Raw genomic sequence first — 16,221 nt, 5'->3', positions numbered from 1 at the left:
CTGGGTCGGGCAATGCGCTCGAGCCGCTGCAGGCTCACTGCAGCATTGCCGGGACCCGGGCCTTTAGCGAGACCGGCTCCCCGGCACGCCGACGTTCCCCATGCCCCCGCATTGCCCGTCCAGGGGCCAGAGGCTCACATGAAACGCACCTACCAACCTTCGAAGACCCGTCGCGCCCGCACCCATGGTTTCCTCGTGCGCATGAAGACGCGCGGCGGCCGCCGGGTGCTGAATGCCCGCCGCGCCAAGGGCCGCAAGCGCCTGGGCCTCTGATCCAGCCGCTTCCGCTCGCGACGCGTGAGCCGCACCACCGCCCCCGCGGGGTTGCGCGCTGCCGATTTCGAGCGGGTGCTCGCCCAGCGGCCCTGTGCCCGGACCGAACACTTCGTGCTGCACCACCTGTCCACCGCGAAAGAGGGTGCCGCCGGGGAGTTGTCAACACCGGCGACCGGTGCGTCCGACGGACTTGTGGATGAACCGCTGCGTTTCGGCCTGGTGATCCCCAAGCGCCATGCGCGCCGCGCCGTGACGCGCAGCCTGATCAAACGTCAAGGGCGCAACGCCTTCCAGCGCGGGGCGGGCGGCTTGCGCGCGGGCGACTGGGTTTTGCGCCTGCGCAGCCCATTTCCGGTGGCTCAGTTCCCCAGCGCTGCCTCGCACGCGCTCCGCACCGCGGTGCACGGCGAGTTGGCCACGCTGTTCCTCGCGGCCGCATCCGGGGCACGGCGATGAGCGCGGCGCCGGGGGCGGCGGCCTGGCTGGCTGGCCTGCCGCAGCGGCTGCTGATCGGGGTGGTGCAGGGCTATCGCCTGTTCTTCAGCGCCTGGCTCGGCAGCGGCTGCCGCTTCACACCGAGCTGTTCCGTCTATTCGATCGAGGCGCTGGAACGCCACGGCGCACTGAGCGGCAGCTACCTGACCACGCGACGCCTGCTGCGCTGCCATCCCGGCTGTGCCGGGGGCCACGACCCGGTTCCCGATCGGCCGCCCGGCTGGCTCACCGGCCGCCGTGTCGCTGAATCGCCCTCTACTTCCTCTTCCAGCGAGGTGGCCGCGCCGGCACCCCGCGCTCCCTGCGAGATCTCGTCATGACCGATATGCGCCGCACCCTGCTGTGGGTGGTGTTCACGATGTCGCTCGTCCTGTTGTGGGACGCGTGGAACAAGCACACCGGCCAGCCCTCGATGTTCGCGCCGGCGCCGCGGCCGGTCGCGGCCGCCAGTGCGCCCGGCGTCACGCCGCCAGCCTCGTCGGTGCTGCCGTCCGCCACGGCGGTGGCGCCGGCAGCCGGCAGCGGCGCACCACCGGCCCTGGTGGCGCCGCCCGCCACGGCGCCGACCGTGACCGTGAGCACCGACGTTCTGAAGCTCACGCTCGATTCGCGCGGCGGCGACGTGGTGCATGCCGAGCTGCTGACCCAGGTGGACCAGAACGACCGCACTCGCAACGTGGTGTTGTTCGACCGCTCGAAGGAGCGCGTCTACCTTGCGCAGACCGGCCTGGTGGGCGCTCCCGATCTGCCCAACCACCTGACGGCCTACACGCTGGTGCCCGGCGAGACCAGCCTGGCCGCGGGCAAGGACGCGCTGGAGGTGGTGTTCGAGTCACCCGAGCAGGGCGGCGTGAAGCTGAGGAAGACGCTGACCCTGCAGCGCGGCAACTACGCGGTGCAGGTGCGCCACGACGTGGTGAACACCGGCACCGCCGCGCTCTCGCCGCAGCTCTATGTGCAGCTGGTGCGCGACGGCAACGCGCCCCCGGGGGAGTCGAGCTTCTACAGCACCTTCACCGGCCCGGTGGTCTACACCGACGCCAGCAAGTTCCACAAGGTCGACTTCAAGTCGATCGAGAAGGGCAACACCGAGCACGACAAGACCGCCGACAACGGCTGGGTCGCGATGGTGCAGCACTATTTCTTCTCGGCCTGGCTGCACAACGACAAGGCGCCGCGTGAGTTCTACACGCGCAAGATCGATGTCAACCTGTACGCGGTGGGCCAGCTGTTCCCGCTGGGAGAGATCGCCCCGGGCGCAAGCAAGCAGTTCGACAGCGTGCTGTTCGTGGGCCCGCAGGAAGAAAAGAAGCTCGAGACCCTGGCCCCCGGCCTGGAGCTGGTGAAGGACTACGGCTGGTTCACGATCATCGCGAAGCCGCTGTTCTGGCTGCTCGACCAGCTGCACAAGCTGATCGGCAACTGGGGCTGGGCGATCGTGGCGCTGGTGGTGCTGCTGAAGGCGGCGTTCTACTGGCTCAACGCCAAGGCCTATGCGTCGATGGCGAAGATGAAAGCCATCAACCCGAAGATCATGGAGATGCGCGAGCGGCTGAAGGACAAGCCGCAGCAGATGCAGCAGGAGATGATGCGCATCTACAAGGAGGAGAAGGTCAACCCGCTCGGCGGCTGCCTTCCGATCCTGGTGCAGATGCCGGTGTTCATTGCGCTGTACTGGGTGCTGCTGTCGAGCGTGGAGATGCGCAACGCACCCTGGCTGGGCTGGATCACCGACCTGTCGGTGCGCGACCCGCTGTTCATCCTGCCGATCGTGATGACCGGCACCACGCTGCTGCAGACCTGGCTGAACCCGACGCCGCCGGATCCGATGCAGGCCAAGATGATGTGGATCATGCCGCTGGTGTTCTCGGTGATGTTCTTCTTCTTCCCGGCCGGCCTGGTGCTGTACTGGATCACCAACAACCTGCTGTCGATCGCACAGCAGTGGGTGATCAACCGGCGGCTGGGCGTGAACTGATCCAAGTCGTCGTCGGCCCGCCCGGGCCACCTCGCCACGACGCCCCGCTCGCGGGGCGTCTTGCATTCGGGGCCGACAATCGCGCTCATGCTGCTGCCTCGCCACCACGACCCCATCGTCGCGATCGCGACGGCACCTGGGCGCGGCGCCGTGGGCATCGTGCGCGTGTCGGGGCGCGGACTCGGCGCGCTGATCGAGGCCGTGTGCGGACGCGCGCTGCAGCCGCGCCATGCCCACTACGGCCCCTTCCTCGACGCGCAGGGCGAGGCCATCGACCAGGGCCTGGCGCTGCACTTTCCGGCGCCGCACAGCTACACCGGCGAGGAGGTGCTGGAGCTGCAGGCGCACGGCGGCCCGGTGCTGCTGCAGCTGCTGCTGGCGCGCTGCCTCGAGGCCGCCGCGCAGCCCGATGCGCGCAGTGGCCTGCCGCGCCTGCGCGGCCTGCGTGTGGCCGAGCCCGGCGAGTTCACCGAGCGCGCCTTCTTGAACGACAAGCTCGACCTGGCCCAGGCCGAGGCGGTGGCCGACCTGATCGACGCCAGCACCGAGGCCGCGGCCCGCTCGGCTGGCCGGGCGCTGGCCGGCGCGTTCTCGCAGCAGGTCGACACGCTGCGCGACAGGCTGATCGAGCTGCGCATGCTGGTCGAGGCCACGCTCGATTTCCCCGAGGAGGAGATCGACTTCCTGGAGAAGGCCGACGCGCGCGGCCGGCTCGCCCGCATCGCCGAGGCACTGGACGCGGTGCTGGCGCGGGCGAAGCAGGGTGCGCTGCTGCGCGAGGGCCTGCGCGTGGTGCTGGCCGGGCAGCCCAACGTCGGCAAGAGTTCGCTGCTGAACGCGCTGGCCGGCGCCGAACTGGCGATCGTGACGCCGATCGCCGGCACCACGCGCGACAAGGTCGCCGAGACCATCCAGATCGAGGGCGTGCCCTTGCACGTGGTCGACACCGCGGGCCTGCGTGCCGAGGACGATGCGCGCGATGAGGTCGAGCGCATCGGCATGCAGCGCAGCTGGGGCGCGATCGGCGAGGCCGATGCGGTGATCTTCCTGCACGACCTCACGCGTGCCGGCGATCCGGGCTACGACGCTGCGGAACGCGACATCGAACAACGCCTGCCGGCCGGCGTGCACGTGCTCGATGTGCACAACAAGGCCGACGCGGCCGCGGCTGGCGCTGCCGCGTTGGCGCCGCAGGCGCTGCGGCTGTCGGCGCGCACCGGCGAGGGCCTGGACACGCTGCGCCGCCGGCTGTTGCAGCTGGCCGGCTGGCAGGCCGGCAGCGAGGGCGTGTTCATCGCCCGCACCCGGCACCTGCAGGCGCTGCAGGCCACGGCCGAGCACCTGGTGCGCGCGCGGCAGCTGGCGGACCGTGCCGACGCCGCCCTCGACCTGCTGGCCGAGGAGCTGCGGCTGGCGCACGATGCGCTCGGTGCGATCACCGGCCGCTACACGCCGGACGAGTTGCTGGGAGACATCTTCAGCAGGTTCTGCATCGGGAAGTAGGATCGAGTCCAAAGCAGTCCACCGGAATCTAAACAGCGCACCTAAGTGCCTGTCAGACAAGCGGTAGATGCTCCTACACTGTCCACTTGGACCCACCCGCAGCCGACCGCTGCTGGGTCCAAGTTTGGGTCCAAGTAGCTACTTGGACCCGGGCAGTCCGTCTACTTGGACCCAGCGAGGTGCACATGGCGCTCACCGACACGGCCTTGAAGGCCCTGAAACCGAAGGACAAGGCCTATACCGTGGCCGACGAGCGGGGGCTGTTCGTCGAGGTGTTCCCGACGGGTGGCATCGTCTGGCGCTACCGCTACCGTGTGGACGGCCGGCGGGAGAAGCTGACGCTGGGCAAGTACCCTGCGCTGACCCTGAAGAACGCGCGGCTGAAGCGCGACGAGGCGGCGCAAGCCGCGGCGATGAGCAAGTCGCCGGCCAAACAGAAGCAACTGGCCAAGCGAGCGGCGGCCGACGCGACCACCGTGTCCGAGTTCGGCGAGCGGTTCTTCCGGGAGATCGTCGCCAAGGACCGGCAGGACATCACCATCCCGCGCCGCTACTTCGACAAGGCCATCGTGCCGGCGATCGGCGCCAAGCCGGTACGCGATGTGACAACCGAGGACGTGCGGGCCATCATCTGGAAGAAGAAGGACGAGGGCTTCGACGCTGCGGCCGGCAGTATCCGCGGCGTCTTGAAGCGGCTGTTTGACTACGCGATGACCGCCGGCCTGATCTTCGTCAACCCGGTGTTGGCACTGCCGATGCGCCACGTCCACAAGACAAAGTCACGCGAGCGGGCGCTGTCGCCCGACGAAGTTCGTGTGTTCCTGAAGGCGGCCTTCGAGTCCAACATCCGGCGGCAATTCAAGATCGGCCTGCACCTGATCCTGCTGACGATGGTGCGCAAGTCCGAGCTGCTGCTGGCCCGCTGGGAGCATGTGGACTTCGAGCAAGCCGAATGGCACATCCCGGCTGAACACTCCAAGACCGGCAAGCCGCACATCGTGTTCCTGTCGCGGCAGTCCATCGCGCTGTTCAAGGAGCTGCAAGCGCTGGCCGGCGGCAGCGCGCTGGTGTTGCCGGGGCGCGGCAGCCTGACCAAGCCCTTCGCCCACAACGCCATCAACACGGCGCTGAAGGTGGCGCTGGCCGGGCAACCGATTCCCGCCTTCACGGTTCATGATCTGCGGCGCACGGCATCGACGCTGCTGCATGAAAACGGCTGGGCTTCGGACGTGGTGGAGAAGGCGCTGAACCACACCATCGGTGGCGTGCGCGGGGTCTACAACCGCGCCGAGTACGAGCCGCAGCGGCGCGAGATGCTGCAGTTTTGGGCGGACTACATCGACCAGTTGATGACGACCGGTCAAGTCGTCCTGGGTCGGTTCAAGCAGGTGGCCTGACGCTGCACGACAGAGCAGGCGGGGGCGACCGCGCGAAGGAGTGTTGCTGCGTCTCAGGGCACCTTCGCTCGACCACAGGCGGACACGCGCGTTGGCTACGATCGGCGGGGTCCAATTCCCCTGGATGGTTCAGTTCAGGCGCGTGTCGGGGCGGAGTGTACGGCGGCGCCGACAGCGAAGCGATTCGGGTTAGTCGTAGTCGGGAACATCGGGGTCGTTGAGGCGCACGTTGTACAGCGGGTACGGGAACCGGCAGAGACCACCGGCGGGCTGAATTTGCTTCTCTCGCTCGCTGTAGTCTGCTTGCCAGCGCGACGCGAAGTTCAGGATCTCCGACAAGGGCAGTTGGATCGACTGCCCGCGATGTTCGATCTCGAGCATTGCGTCGAGGCCGGGCCGGATGCTGAAGCGTGGTCGATGCGGGTTGTTGTGCGCCAATGAAGAGAGGAACTTGGTTGACTCGATCATGTGTAGTCCCAGCAAAAATGTGTCAGGCGGCCTTGATCTCCGCATCGCTGAGCCGGCCCTTGATCTCCACGACCAGCCGTTCGACGGACACCAACTCCATGAGGAGGTCACGCTGCACACCGATGAGTCGCTTGCGTGTGGTGTGAACGCCGAACTTGCCAAGGTCGGTGGCGATCCACTTTCGCCCGAGCTTTTCAGCAACGGCGGCTGTCGTGCCGGAACCCACGAAGAAGTCCGCGACAAGATCGCCCTCGTTCGTGCACGCCTTGACGATTCGCTCCAACAAAGCCTCGGGCTTTTGTGTCGGGTAGCCGATGCTTCCATCATTGGACAGTAAGTCCTTCATCAACACCAGACGCTCGTAGAGCATGGATATGAAGCTGTCGGCACCCCTTCCCCATGTGTCCCGATAGGCGATTTGTTCCAGCAGGTTTGCCTCCTTGTGGAAGGTCTCGCCCCCGATCTCGACGTCCATCGAAAAGTCGGCGCCTACGTCGAAAGGCGGGTCAATGTAGATCAGCTTCAGGCCGCCCGCATGCTCGATCTGCTGGCGTAGCGGCCCCGCCTTCAATGACGACAAGATGAGCTTGTTGTCACCCCAGATCAGCTTGTTGGACCACCCCTTTGTCTGCCGTCCACGGCTGTCGAAGAGGTCGCCCTGCGTCTTCCCGCTGGTCGCTGCCGAAGTACATCCGACGCAGGCCACGACCCAAGGTCTGCTCGGGAAGAATGTTGCTCTGCGCCGTGTACGCCCGTAAGCCGACGATCACGCTGACGTTGCGAACGTCCCAGCCCTCTTTGAGCATCAGAACCGACACGATGTCCTGAATGCACTTGAACCACGCCATGCGGGGGTCGTGGATGTGGTGGGCTTCGTCGTTGAATACGGCCAGCTCGTCGATCTCGCGGATCAGCTCGCCCAGGTCGGTGTTGCTATCCGTGGTCTTGCCCACGGGGGTATCGCCGAAGGGCGAGAGGAAGTAGTCCCGCAGGTCGTCGTCTTCCAGCGAAGGCTCGGGCACTTCACCCAGGTAGACGCGGTGGATGTTGGTCAGGAACAGGTTGCCCGTGGGTCGACACGACGCCTCGAGTCAATTGAAGACGACGGCAGCGCGCTCATCCTGCACAGCGTTCCCAAACGGTTTGACCGGGGTTGTCGCGGCCATCTCCGGATCGAGAGAGACGCGCTGGAAGGCTTTCGCCGAGACAGCGTGGTTGAGCCTCAGCAGCCTGTCGGCAAGGTCTGGCCTTGGGGCCATCACGAAACTGCGTTGCTGGGCCACCTGGCGGCAGCGGCGCGGCACTGGTGGGCGAACTTCGATCCGTCGGACAAGACCACGGCGCCGACGAATCAGCAGGTTGCGGAGTGGCTGCAAGCGCGCGGAGTTGCCAAGAGCATGGCCGACAAGATCGCGACAATCCTGCGCGCCGATGGGTTGCCGCCAGGCCCGCGCACGTAGTTCCCGACACCCACGATCGCGAGCATCGGCGCGGGGTTCGAGGCCGTTGGCGGGTTCCTGTTACTGAGTCTGCGCAGTCCACTGCGCCTATTCATTGGCGCCGATATGCGAATGATGCGAAGCCATGTTCCCGGATAGGCCGGGAGCGCCTAAGGAAGCACTGATTTATCCGTGCAGGCCACGATGGCGTGCGGCGAATTCAGCGGCGATGATGCTGCCATGAAGCAGACGAGTTTTGCCACTGCCGAGTACGCCGGCAAGAAGCGCCAGACGCGCCGGGAGCGCTTCCTGGCCGAGATGAACGTGGTGGTTCCGTGGGCGCGGCTTGAGGCGCTGATCGAGCCGCACTACCCGAAGAGCGGCAAGGTGGGCCGACCGCCGATTGGCGTGCCGCGGATGCTGCGCATGTACTTCCTGCAGCAGTGGTACACGCTGGCCGACGAGGCACTGGAAGACGCGCTGTACGACAGCCAGGCCATGCGCGAGTTCATCGGCATCGACCTTGGGCGGGAGAACGTACCCGACGCCACAACGCTGCTGAAGTTCCGCCGCCTGCTCGAGCAGCACGACTTGACGTCGGCCATCCTGGCCGAGGTCAACGCGCACCTCACCGAGCGTGGGCTGCTGATGCGCCAGGGCACGGTGGTGGACGCCACCATCATTGCCGCGCCAAGTTCGACGAAGAACGAGGACGGCAAGCGCGACCCCGAGATGCACCAGACCAAGAAGGGGAACCAGTGGCACTTCGGGATGAAGATGCACTCGGGCGTGGATGCCGAGTCGGGTCTGATCCACAGCGTGGTCTGCACCGCGGCCAACGAGGCTGACGTGGCGCACGCGCACGAACTGCTGCATGGCCAGGAGAGCCAAGTTCACGGCGACAGCGGCTACACCGGCATCCAGAGGCGAGACGAGATCACGACGGCGCAGGAAGAGGGCAGGCTGCGCCAGGACATGGATTGGCGTATCGCCATGAAGCGCGGCCAACTCAAGGCCATGCCCGAAGGGCCGGCCAAGGCGATGCACGAGTGGTTCGAACGGCGCAAGGCTCAGGTGCGGGCCATCGTCGAACACCCGTTCCACGTCATCAAGAACCTGTTCGGCTACCGCAAGGTCAGCTACCGCGGGATCTCCAAGAACGAAGCTCGCGCGAAGGCGCACGCTGCGCTGGCCAACTTGTACATCGCCCGGCGCCGATTGCTGGCCCAAGGCCTCAGTGCGTCTGCTGCATGAACGGGGGCCTGAGAGCGGCCTCGAAGTGCCGCAGAAGGGGCTCATCGGTGCCACTTCTGAGTTCACGAGTCGCCATCAACGCCCGCTGTCGGCCGAGTCGCGGTCACGAAGCGGGTTGATCAGCGCTTCCCTAACAGGGGCGAACATGGCGCATCAACTGCAATCTTCACGAGCCATCTTGCGGCGCACGCAAGTGGAGGCGGAATCCGGCTACTCACGTTCCACGATCTACCTGCGTATCTCGCAAGGGCTGTGGACCAAACCCGTCAGCCTGGGGGCAAGGGCTGTGGGCTGGCCCTCGGGCGATGTGTTGGCGCTGAACGCAGCGCGTATCGCAGGCAAGAACGACGAGCAGATCCGCGCACTGGTGCTGAAACTGGAGGCGGCCCGCGTGTTGGCCGATGCCGGGACAGCGGCGCCCGCGCTGGAGTAGGCCGTGCCCGCTACCCGGCCGAACCCGCGGCTGGCCAAGATCCACCGCAGTTACACGGTGGAGGAGATCGCCAAGCTGTACGGCGTGCACCGAAACACGGTGCGGGCCTGGATCGGCCGCGGCCTGCCGACCATCGACCAGCGCCGCCCGGTGCTGGTGCTGGGAAGTCACCTGGCCGACTACCTGCAGTCGCGGCGCACGGCGAACAAGCGGCCGTGTAGGCCAGACGAGATCTACTGCCTGCGCTGCCGCGCGCCACGGGCACCGGCCGGTGGCGCGGTGCGTTACCACCCATTGACCCCGACGCAGGGCAACTTGGTGGGCCTGTGCGGGTGCTGCGGCGCGGGCTTAAACCGCCGCGTGAGCCAGGCCAAGTTGCCGCTGGTTCAGGGCGTCTTGAGCGTCATGCTCCCGCAGGCGCGGGAGCACATAGACGAGAGCGCTCTGCCCTCCCTGAACAGTGACTTCGTGCAGGACGGAACCGACCATGCGAAAACACCACGCTGACAACGAGCGCATCAAGCGCGAGTACTTCGTGCTTCTGAAGGAGGCGAAGGGGCAGAGCGAGGACTCGGTGGATGCCGTGGCCAAGGCCATCGCGCGCTTCGAGACCGACACGCAGTACCGCGACTTCAAGGCCTTTCACTTCGAGCAAGCGGTGGCATTCAAGCGGCGGCTGGCCGACCGCGACAGCAAGACGACCGGCGAGAAGTTGAGCAAGGCCACCCAGTACGCCACGCTGGCGCACCTGAAGCGCTTCTTCCAGTGGCTGGCGCTGCAGCCGGGTTATCGGTCAAAGCTTCGGTACTCAGATGCCGAGTACTTCAGCTTCTCCGATAAGGACTCCCGGGTGGCCAGGGCGCGTCGCGAGCGGCCGGTACCGACGCTGGAGCAGGTCAAGCACGTCATTGGAACCATGCCGGCCAATAGCGAGATCGAGCAGCGCAACCGCGCTCTGTTGGCCTTCGCGCTGCTGACCGGCGCCCGCGACAGCGCGCTGGCCAGCCTGAAGCTCAAGCATGTGAACTTGGAAGCTGGCAGCGTCTTTCAGGACGCGCGCGACGTGAAGACCAAGTTCAGCAAGACTTTCACGACCTTCTTCTTCCAGGTGGGCGACGAGATCCGGCGGATCGTGGACGACTGGGTGCAGCACCTGCGCCGAGATCTGTTGTGGGGCAACGACGACCCGCTGTTCCCGGCGACGCGGGTCGAGTTGGGTGATCGGCTGCAGTTCGAGGCGGTCGGCATCGAGCGGAAGGCGTGGGCGACGGCGGCGCCGATCCGGGCGATCTTCAAGCAGGCGTTCCAGGCGGCGGGGCTGCCGTACTACAACCCGCACAGCCTGCGCAGCACTCTGGTGCTGCTCGGGCAGCAGGTGTGCCAGTCGACGGAGCACTTCAAGTCGTGGAGCCAGAACCTGGGGCACGAGGGTGTGCTGACGACCTTCATCAGCTACGGGACGGTGGCGACCCAGCGACAGGCGGAGATCATTCGGTCGTTGGGTAACCAGCCCTCAGCGGCCGTTGGAGGTTCGTGCGACGACATGGCCGAGGCATTGCTCCGGGCTATGCAGCGCCGTGGATTGAACGTGGCGGCGCCAAGCAACCCATTGACACCCGACCCGCCACAAAGCACCGACTGACCGACCCGGCAGGGCCGATTGAACCGCTGTCATTGACCGTACCGACGTGTCACAAGGCGCGCTGGCCGGAAGAATGCGCGCTCTTCCTCATCCGGGGGCGGCAGCGCTGATCGTGGCGACCAGTCGGGCGTGCCTCGCCTACGAGCGCGCTCGGCCCTGACCAGCCAGAAGACGTAGTGCGACAGGATCACATACAGGTGTTTGGGGCAATGGTCCCAGAACCAATGAAGCCGGTCGATGGCATCTGCCGGTGCGGTAAGCAACCGCGCACCACGCATGTCCCACGGGAGCAATATGCCCTCGGTGCTGCATTGCTCCAGGACCAGCAGCACCTCGGGATCTTGCATAAGCCACTCGAGCCACGCGTCGAACTCCGGGTCGAAGTCGGCGTCGAGTTCCGCTGCGATCGCGTGGTGGCTCAGCTCGGCGGGCAGTTCTGCACTATCGGCAACGTCGAAGTCGTTCGCGCGAAGCTCCATCGCGTCGGCCTCGGCGTACCAAGGGTCCGGGTCTTCGTCGTTCATCCCAGGCCCCTTGACCTGACTGCTCTATCGGGCGAGGTGGCCGACCAGCTCAGTCGTCCCACGTCAAGGCCGAATCTGCGAAGTAGTCCGTGAGCCCCGGCCCACCGAGGAACCGCATCTCTTTCGCCTTATCGGCGGGCGACCGGATGTTGACAGGCCCCCATATGCAACCCTTCGACGCGACGGCTTTTTCGAACCCGTCGAAGTCCGTGATCTTGAACACCTTCTGCTGGCATTGATCGCAGAACTTGATGTCTGGGTGGTCGGTTTCCGCGAGCTGCTCCGGTTTCAGCCGACATCGATAAATGACCGCCACACGCTTGTCATCGGCGGCTTGGCCATTCAGAGCAATTGCGGTCGGTGAGGTGTCGCGCAGCATGTCAGCCTCCTTGGAGCCATGCTAGCGCTCGATGCTTACGGTGCCCTCCGCCATGGTGGGGCGCCTGGCAGGCGCTTGCCGCGAAAGGGGGCGGCGTAGACTCGGCTATGGCTGCAGCTACTGAGCATCTCGACTGGAACGAGCCGACAGTACCGCCGCAGGAATTCGTCGGAACCGTCGCCTCCGAGCCGCTGCTGCCTTGCGTGATCCATCCTCCCAGGATCGGCGCGCTGCGCATCGCGCCCAGCTCGTTTGAACAGCGAGTAGTGGACTGGGCACCAGCAGGCCCGCTGTCCTGGGACTAGGTGGCAGGGGCATGTCTCCGGTCATCTTGCGGCGCCGGGACCAAGTTTGGGTCCAAGTGCGTGTAGAGAGTGGACGGAAACAAGCATTCATGCGGCCTAGCGAGAGATTGCTATTTTCTGCATCGAAGTGACGCACTTCACGTTCCGCATGGCGATCCTCCCCGAAGCGCGCGTTTGGCTTGCGCGTCCGACGTGCCGATAATCGGTTCACGCTCAGGCTTCGAATCCACAACGCCATGACCACCGACGAACTGATCCACGTGATCCAGTCGCTGAACGCCGAAGACGCGTTCCGCCCGCGGCTGGACCCGCAGCAATGGCGTACCTTCACGCAGTACCTGACGCGCCACGAGATCCGCTCCGGCGAGCTGCTGCTCAAGCAGGGCGAGCAGGATCGCACGCTCTACTTCCTGGGCCAGGGGTCGCTGCAGGTCTACGCGACCGGTGGCACGACCAACAAGATCGCGATCCTGCGGCCCGGCGCGATGTGTGGCGAGCCCGGACTGTTCGCCGACGGCGAGCGCACCGCCTCGGTCGAGGCGATGACGGCCAGCGTGGTGTGGGCGCTGCGCCTGCCGCGTTTCGAGGAACTGTGCGCCCGCGTGCCGGTGATCGCTCTGGAGGTGCTGCGCGCGGCAGGGTCGGTGATGGCGCTGCGCATGCGCGGCAACATCGCGCGGCAGACGCCGATCACCTGAGCATCGAAGCGGCCCGCCGATGACGCTCAGTGCCCTTCGAAGGACACCAGCGTGAACAGCGGCAGGCCGGCGGCGCGCAGCTTGGCGGCGCCGCCGAGTTCCGGCAGGTCGACGATCGCCGCGCCTTCGATCACCGTGGCGCCGAGGCGCTCGAGCAGCCGCTTGCCGGCCATCATGGTGCCGCCGGTGGCGATCAGGTCGTCGATCAGCAGCACGCGGTCGCCGGCCTTCACGGCGTCGGTATGGATCTCCACCGCGGCCGAGCCGTACTCCAGCTCGTAGCTTTCCTCGACGGTGGTGTAGGGCAGCTTGCCCTTCTTGCGGATCGGCACGAAGCCGATGTTGAGTTCGTAGGCCAGGACCGAGCCGATGATGAAACCGCGCGCGTCGAGCCCGGCGATCGCGTCGGGCCGCAGGTCGAAGTAGCGGTGCACGAACTGGTCGATCAGCACGCGGAACACCTTCGGGCTCTGCAGCAGTGGTGTGATGTCGCGGAACTGCACGCCCGGCGACGGCCAGTCGGGCACGGTGCGGATGGTCTGGCGGATCAGGCTGCGGTCGTCCATGCGGGTGGCGTGGCGGTGAGTTGAAACGCTTGGGGGATGCCGGTCATTCATTATCGGCAGCCCTGCCGACGAGCGGCGATGTCAGGCCGGCGGCAAGCGCCCGAGCAGCACTGGCGGCCCGCCGCCGGGCGCCGCGCGCAGCACCAGACCTTCGCCCGACGCGGTGCTCTTGCCGAGCAGCGCGCTCAGCGTGAACTGGTGGCTGACCCACACCTCGAAACGGCCTGGGGGCACCTTCGCGAGCGCCTGCCGTAGCGCGGCAACCTGCGACGAAGCGGCGTCGGTTCCTGTGCGCACCGAGCCGAGTGCGGCCCAGCGTTCGACCGTGCCGAACGCGAGCGTGGCCGTTTCGATGCAGCGGCACCACGGACTCGATTTCACGGCCGACGGCTGCAGGCCCTGTGCTGCAAACCACGCACCGATGCGGCGGGCCTGGGCGCGCCCGGCGTCGTCGAGGTTGCGCTGGGTCGCACACTGCTCGAGCGTGAAGCCCGGCGGATCGAAGGTGCCGGGGGCGTAGGCATGGCGGAACGCGGCCACCACGGCGCCGGCGCGCAGCGCCTGAGCCAGATCGGGCAGGTCGAGCGCCTCCACACCTGCGGCCGACCGGGAGAAGAGCAGCGCTGCCGGCGCGGTGCTCACCAGCGTGGCGTTCAGCAGCAGTGCGCGGCGAGACAACGGCATGGGGGACCCGCCGCTCAGCCGCGCAGCAGCCGCGCCTCGGCGCGGGCCAGCGTTTCGGGTCGGCCCGACAGCACCAGCGTGTCGCCGGCGGCGAGCACCAGGGCATCGTCTGGATGCACCACGTTGCCGTGGGCGCGGCGCAGCGAGACAACCTGCACCTGCAGTTCGGTGAGCGCCTGTTCGACGATCGTTCGGCCGAGGCTGGCGCTGCTCTCGGACAGCGTGACGCTCTGCAGGCGCCGCTGCTGCAGCTCCTCGACGGTGTCGTCGTCGGCGCCGTGGAAGTAGCCGCGCAGCAGGCCGTAGCGCGCGTCGCGCTGGTCCTGCACGAGCCGGATCACGCGCCGCATCGGCACGCCAACCAGCGCGAGCACGTGCGAGGCCATCATCAGCGAGCCCTCGATCGCCTCTGGGACCACCTCGGTCGCGCCGGCAGCCTGCAGCGGCTCGAGGTCGCTGTCGTCGAGGGTTCGCACGATGACCGGCACCGTGGGGGCGTGTTCGCGCACCAGTCGCAGGATCTTCAGCGCCGAGGGGGTGTCGTGGTAGCTGATCACCACGGCCGTTGCGCGCGCCAGGCCGGCCGCCATCAGGCTCTGCAACCGCGCCGCGTCGCCGAACACCACGTTCTGGCCGGCCGCCGCGGCCTGGCGCACGCGGTCGGGGTCGAGGTCGAGCGCGACGTAGGGGATCTGCTCGGTGCTCAGCAGCTGCGCGAGGTTCTGACCGCTGCGTCCGTAGCCGCAGATGATCACGTGCGCCTCTGCATGGATCGACTTGGTGGCGATGCTGGTCAGCGCCACCGATTGCAACAGCCAGTCGCTGGCCGCGAGCCGCATCACGATGCGGTTGCTGTAGACGATGAGCAGGGGCGTGGCGAGCATCGACAGCACCATCGACGCCAGCACCGGGCTTTGCAGGCGCTCGGGCAGCAACTGGCTCTGCGTGGCCAGCGCCAGCAGCACGAAGCCGAATTCGCCGGCCTGCGCGAGATAGAGCCCGGTGCGCAGCGCCACACCGGCCGGCGCGCCGAAGACCCGCGCCAGGAGTGTGACGAGGCCGAACTTGAACAGCACCGGCAGCACTGTCATCGCCGCCACCACCATCCACTGATCCCAGATGGCGCGCCAGTCGAGCTTCATGCCGATGGTGATGAAGAACAGCCCGAGCAGCACGTCGTGGAAGGGCCGGATGTCGGTCTCGACCTGGTGCTTGTATTCGGTCTCGGCGATCAGCATGCCGGCGATGAAGGCGCCGAGAGCCAGCGACAGGCCGGCATGCTCGGTCAGCCAGGCCAGGCCCAGCGTGACGAGCAGCAGGTTCAGGATGAACAGCTCCTCGCTGCGCCCGCGGGCCACCAGCGTAAGCCACCAGCGCATCACGCGCTGGCCGCCCACCAGCAGCAGCGTCAGCAACACGGCGGCCTTGAGCCCGGCGAACAGCAGCGCGCGCGTCATGTCGCCGGCCGATTCGCCGAGCGCCGGGATCAGCACCAGCAGCGGCACCACGGCCAGATCCTGGAACAGCAGCACGCCCATCACGCGGCGGCCATGCGGTGTCTCGAGCTCGATGCGCTCGGCCATCATCTTGACCACGATGGCGGTGCTGCTCATGGCCAGCGCCGCGCCCAGCGCGATCGCACTCTGCCAACCCAGCCCCCAGGACTTGCCGGCCATCGAGAAGACCCAGGCCAGCAGGGCGTTGCCGGCCACGGTGGCGGCGATGGTCAGCGACACCTGCGACAGCCCGAGGCCGAACACCAGCGTGCGCATGCTTCGCAGCTTGGGCAGATTGAACTCTAGCCCGATGACGAACATCAGGAACACGACACCGAACTCGGCGAGGTACTGCACGCCGACGGAGTCGCGTGCCAGCGCCAGCGCGTTCGGACCGATCAGCACGCCGGCGGCCAGGTAGCCGAGCATCGGCGGCAGCTTCAGCGACCGGCAGGCCGCGACGCTGAGCACCGCGGCCACGAGGTAGAGCAGGGCGAGTTCGAGGGAAGAGGCCATCCGTTGGGGGCTTGCAGGATCGGTGCCGCGGGCGGCGACCCGCATGGGGGGCGGCGCCTAGAATCATCCGATGCTACCGAAGGCCCTGCGGCGCGAGCCCGGGGCGCACCCTGTGACGCCACCCTCCGCTTCTTCTTCCTCTTCCTCCTCGTATTCCCCGCAGCGCAG

20 protein-coding genes are annotated in these 16,221 nt (G+C 67.0%); 12 read left to right on the top strand and 8 right to left on the bottom strand.

Features of this window, described 5'->3' with window-relative positions; all coding sequences use genetic code 11:
* Positions 1-138: 138 nt before the first annotated feature.
* From rpmH to MPE_RS19295, 6 genes are all read left to right on the top strand, one after another.
* Positions 139-273 carry a 50S ribosomal protein L34 gene (gene rpmH / locus MPE_RS19320; RefSeq protein WP_011831400.1) on the top strand — a complete coding sequence of 45 codons (135 nt, stop codon included), beginning with the start codon at positions 139-141 and terminating at the stop codon, positions 271-273.
* A gap of 24 nt (positions 274-297) precedes the next feature.
* Positions 298-732: a ribonuclease P protein component gene (locus MPE_RS19315; RefSeq protein WP_083768003.1), complete on the top strand. Its 435-nt coding sequence runs from the start codon at positions 298-300 to the stop codon at positions 730-732.
* Positions 729-1,091 (top strand): membrane protein insertion efficiency factor YidD, encoded by a 363-nt coding sequence (gene yidD, locus MPE_RS19310; protein ID WP_011831398.1) that lies wholly within the window; start codon positions 729-731, stop codon positions 1,089-1,091. The genes MPE_RS19315 and yidD overlap by 4 nt, the downstream gene beginning before the upstream one ends.
* Positions 1,088-2,749: a membrane protein insertase YidC gene (yidC, locus tag MPE_RS19305; protein ID WP_011831397.1), complete on the top strand. Its 1,662-nt coding sequence runs from the start codon at positions 1,088-1,090 to the stop codon at positions 2,747-2,749. Before yidD ends, yidC begins: the two co-directional genes overlap by 4 nt.
* Positions 2,750-2,836: 87 nt before the next feature.
* The gene (gene mnmE / locus MPE_RS19300) at positions 2,837-4,252 is read left to right on the top strand and encodes a tRNA uridine-5-carboxymethylaminomethyl(34) synthesis GTPase MnmE (protein WP_193373375.1); all 1,416 of its coding nucleotides are present in this window, start codon (positions 2,837-2,839) and stop codon (positions 4,250-4,252) included.
* 185 nt (positions 4,253-4,437) lie between these two features.
* Positions 4,438-5,649 (top strand): tyrosine-type recombinase/integrase, encoded by a 1,212-nt coding sequence (locus tag MPE_RS19295; protein WP_011831395.1) that lies wholly within the window; start codon positions 4,438-4,440, stop codon positions 5,647-5,649.
* A gap of 189 nt (positions 5,650-5,838) precedes the next feature.
* On the opposite strand, the gene MPE_RS19290 is transcribed toward MPE_RS19295, so the two are convergent.
* Genes MPE_RS19290 through MPE_RS23410 form a run of 3 tightly spaced genes read right to left on the bottom strand, consistent with a single transcriptional unit; the run spans position 5,839 to position 7,139 of the window.
* A complete protein-coding gene (locus MPE_RS19290; protein WP_041929774.1) occupies positions 5,839-6,117 on the bottom strand; it encodes a hypothetical protein in 279 nt (92 codons plus the stop codon).
* A 22-nt stretch (positions 6,118-6,139) separates the two neighbouring features.
* Positions 6,140-6,697 carry a DNA methyltransferase gene (locus MPE_RS23415; protein WP_237706348.1) on the bottom strand — a complete coding sequence of 186 codons (558 nt, stop codon included), beginning with the start codon at positions 6,695-6,697 and terminating at the stop codon, positions 6,140-6,142.
* Positions 6,698-6,710: 13 nt separating this feature from the next.
* Positions 6,711-7,139: a hypothetical protein gene (locus MPE_RS23410; protein WP_202796703.1), complete on the bottom strand. Its 429-nt coding sequence runs from the start codon at positions 7,137-7,139 to the stop codon at positions 6,711-6,713.
* Positions 7,140-7,157: 18 nt separating this feature from the next.
* Here MPE_RS23410 and MPE_RS24070 point away from each other — a divergent pair, with 18 nt between their 5' ends.
* The 5 genes from MPE_RS24070 (at position 7,158) to MPE_RS19260 (ending at position 10,885) form a co-directional block, all read left to right on the top strand.
* Complete coding sequence (locus MPE_RS24070; protein WP_148210985.1) at positions 7,158-7,577, top strand: hypothetical protein; 420 nt, start codon at positions 7,158-7,160, stop codon at positions 7,575-7,577.
* 219 nt (positions 7,578-7,796) lie between these two features.
* Complete coding sequence (locus MPE_RS19275) at positions 7,797-8,810, top strand: IS5 family transposase (protein ID WP_011830032.1); 1,014 nt, start codon at positions 7,797-7,799, stop codon at positions 8,808-8,810.
* A 145-nt stretch (positions 8,811-8,955) separates the two neighbouring features.
* Complete coding sequence (locus MPE_RS19270; protein WP_011831391.1) at positions 8,956-9,243, top strand: helix-turn-helix transcriptional regulator; 288 nt, start codon at positions 8,956-8,958, stop codon at positions 9,241-9,243.
* Between the two features lie 3 nt (positions 9,244-9,246).
* On the top strand, positions 9,247-9,750 hold the full coding sequence (locus MPE_RS19265) for a helix-turn-helix domain-containing protein (protein WP_011831390.1): 504 nt from the start codon (positions 9,247-9,249) through the stop codon (positions 9,748-9,750).
* A complete protein-coding gene (locus tag MPE_RS19260; protein WP_011831389.1) occupies positions 9,731-10,885 on the top strand; it encodes a tyrosine-type recombinase/integrase in 1,155 nt (384 codons plus the stop codon). Before MPE_RS19265 ends, MPE_RS19260 begins: the two co-directional genes overlap by 20 nt.
* 29 nt (positions 10,886-10,914) lie before the next feature.
* On the opposite strand, the gene MPE_RS19255 is transcribed toward MPE_RS19260, so the two are convergent.
* Together MPE_RS19255 and MPE_RS19250 are read right to left on the bottom strand one after the other, a co-directional pair.
* On the bottom strand, positions 10,915-11,409 hold the full coding sequence (locus MPE_RS19255) for a hypothetical protein (protein WP_011831388.1): 495 nt from the start codon (positions 11,407-11,409) through the stop codon (positions 10,915-10,917).
* A 49-nt stretch (positions 11,410-11,458) separates the two neighbouring features.
* Positions 11,459-11,788 carry a hypothetical protein gene (locus MPE_RS19250; RefSeq protein ID WP_011831387.1) on the bottom strand — a complete coding sequence of 110 codons (330 nt, stop codon included), beginning with the start codon at positions 11,786-11,788 and terminating at the stop codon, positions 11,459-11,461.
* 541 nt (positions 11,789-12,329) lie between these two features.
* Between MPE_RS19250 and MPE_RS19245 the strand changes: the two genes are divergently transcribed.
* On the top strand, positions 12,330-12,791 hold the full coding sequence (locus MPE_RS19245; RefSeq protein WP_036231993.1) for a cyclic nucleotide-binding domain-containing protein: 462 nt from the start codon (positions 12,330-12,332) through the stop codon (positions 12,789-12,791).
* 26 nt (positions 12,792-12,817) lie between these two features.
* Here MPE_RS19245 and MPE_RS19240 read toward each other — a convergent pair whose 3' ends face one another.
* The 3 genes from MPE_RS19240 to MPE_RS19230 form a co-directional block, all read right to left on the bottom strand.
* Complete coding sequence (locus MPE_RS19240; RefSeq protein WP_036231995.1) at positions 12,818-13,357, bottom strand: adenine phosphoribosyltransferase; 540 nt, start codon at positions 13,355-13,357, stop codon at positions 12,818-12,820.
* Positions 13,358-13,438: 81 nt separating this feature from the next.
* Positions 13,439-14,041 (bottom strand): histidine phosphatase family protein, encoded by a 603-nt coding sequence (locus MPE_RS19235; protein WP_011831384.1) that lies wholly within the window; start codon positions 14,039-14,041, stop codon positions 13,439-13,441.
* A 14-nt stretch (positions 14,042-14,055) separates the two neighbouring features.
* On the bottom strand, positions 14,056-16,053 hold the full coding sequence (locus tag MPE_RS19230; RefSeq protein ID WP_036249769.1) for a monovalent cation:proton antiporter family protein: 1,998 nt from the start codon (positions 16,051-16,053) through the stop codon (positions 14,056-14,058).
* Positions 16,054-16,221: the final 168 nt, after the last annotated feature.

Origin of the sequence: Methylibium petroleiphilum PM1 (genome assembly GCF_000015725.1) — a bacterium.
Lineage (GTDB): Bacteria > Pseudomonadota > Gammaproteobacteria > Burkholderiales > Burkholderiaceae_C > Methylibium > Methylibium petroleiphilum.
The sequence above is the reverse complement of the archived record's forward strand: the minus strand, read 5'-3'. Positions and strand labels throughout refer to the sequence as shown.

Excerpts from the sequence above, each read along its gene's own strand:
- MPE_RS19295 (WP_011831395.1), top strand. The coding sequence starts at position 4,438 with ATGGCGCTCACCGACACGGCCTTGAAGGCCCTGAAACCGAAGGACAAG.
- MPE_RS19290 (WP_041929774.1), bottom strand. The coding sequence starts at position 6,117 with ATGATCGAGTCAACCAAGTTCCTCTCTTCATTGGCGCACAACAACCCG.
- MPE_RS19240 (WP_036231995.1), bottom strand. The coding sequence starts at position 13,357 with ATGGACGACCGCAGCCTGATCCGCCAGACCATCCGCACCGTGCCCGAC.
- MPE_RS19230 (WP_036249769.1), bottom strand. The coding sequence starts at position 16,053 with ATGGCCTCTTCCCTCGAACTCGCCCTGCTCTACCTCGTGGCCGCGGTG.
- yidD (WP_011831398.1), top strand. The coding sequence starts at position 729 with ATGAGCGCGGCGCCGGGGGCGGCGGCCTGGCTGGCTGGCCTGCCGCAG.
- MPE_RS19270 (WP_011831391.1), top strand. The coding sequence starts at position 8,956 with ATGGCGCATCAACTGCAATCTTCACGAGCCATCTTGCGGCGCACGCAA.
- rpmH (WP_011831400.1), top strand. The coding sequence starts at position 139 with ATGAAACGCACCTACCAACCTTCGAAGACCCGTCGCGCCCGCACCCAT.
- MPE_RS19260 (WP_011831389.1), top strand. The coding sequence starts at position 9,731 with ATGCGAAAACACCACGCTGACAACGAGCGCATCAAGCGCGAGTACTTC.
- MPE_RS19245 (WP_036231993.1), top strand. The coding sequence starts at position 12,330 with ATGACCACCGACGAACTGATCCACGTGATCCAGTCGCTGAACGCCGAA.
- MPE_RS19235 (WP_011831384.1), bottom strand. The coding sequence starts at position 14,041 with ATGCCGTTGTCTCGCCGCGCACTGCTGCTGAACGCCACGCTGGTGAGC.
- MPE_RS19275 (WP_011830032.1), top strand. The coding sequence starts at position 7,797 with ATGAAGCAGACGAGTTTTGCCACTGCCGAGTACGCCGGCAAGAAGCGC.
- MPE_RS19255 (WP_011831388.1), bottom strand. The coding sequence starts at position 11,409 with ATGAACGACGAAGACCCGGACCCTTGGTACGCCGAGGCCGACGCGATG.
- yidC (WP_011831397.1), top strand. The coding sequence starts at position 1,088 with ATGACCGATATGCGCCGCACCCTGCTGTGGGTGGTGTTCACGATGTCG.
- MPE_RS19250 (WP_011831387.1), bottom strand. The coding sequence starts at position 11,788 with ATGCTGCGCGACACCTCACCGACCGCAATTGCTCTGAATGGCCAAGCC.
- mnmE (WP_193373375.1), top strand. The coding sequence starts at position 2,837 with ATGCTGCTGCCTCGCCACCACGACCCCATCGTCGCGATCGCGACGGCA.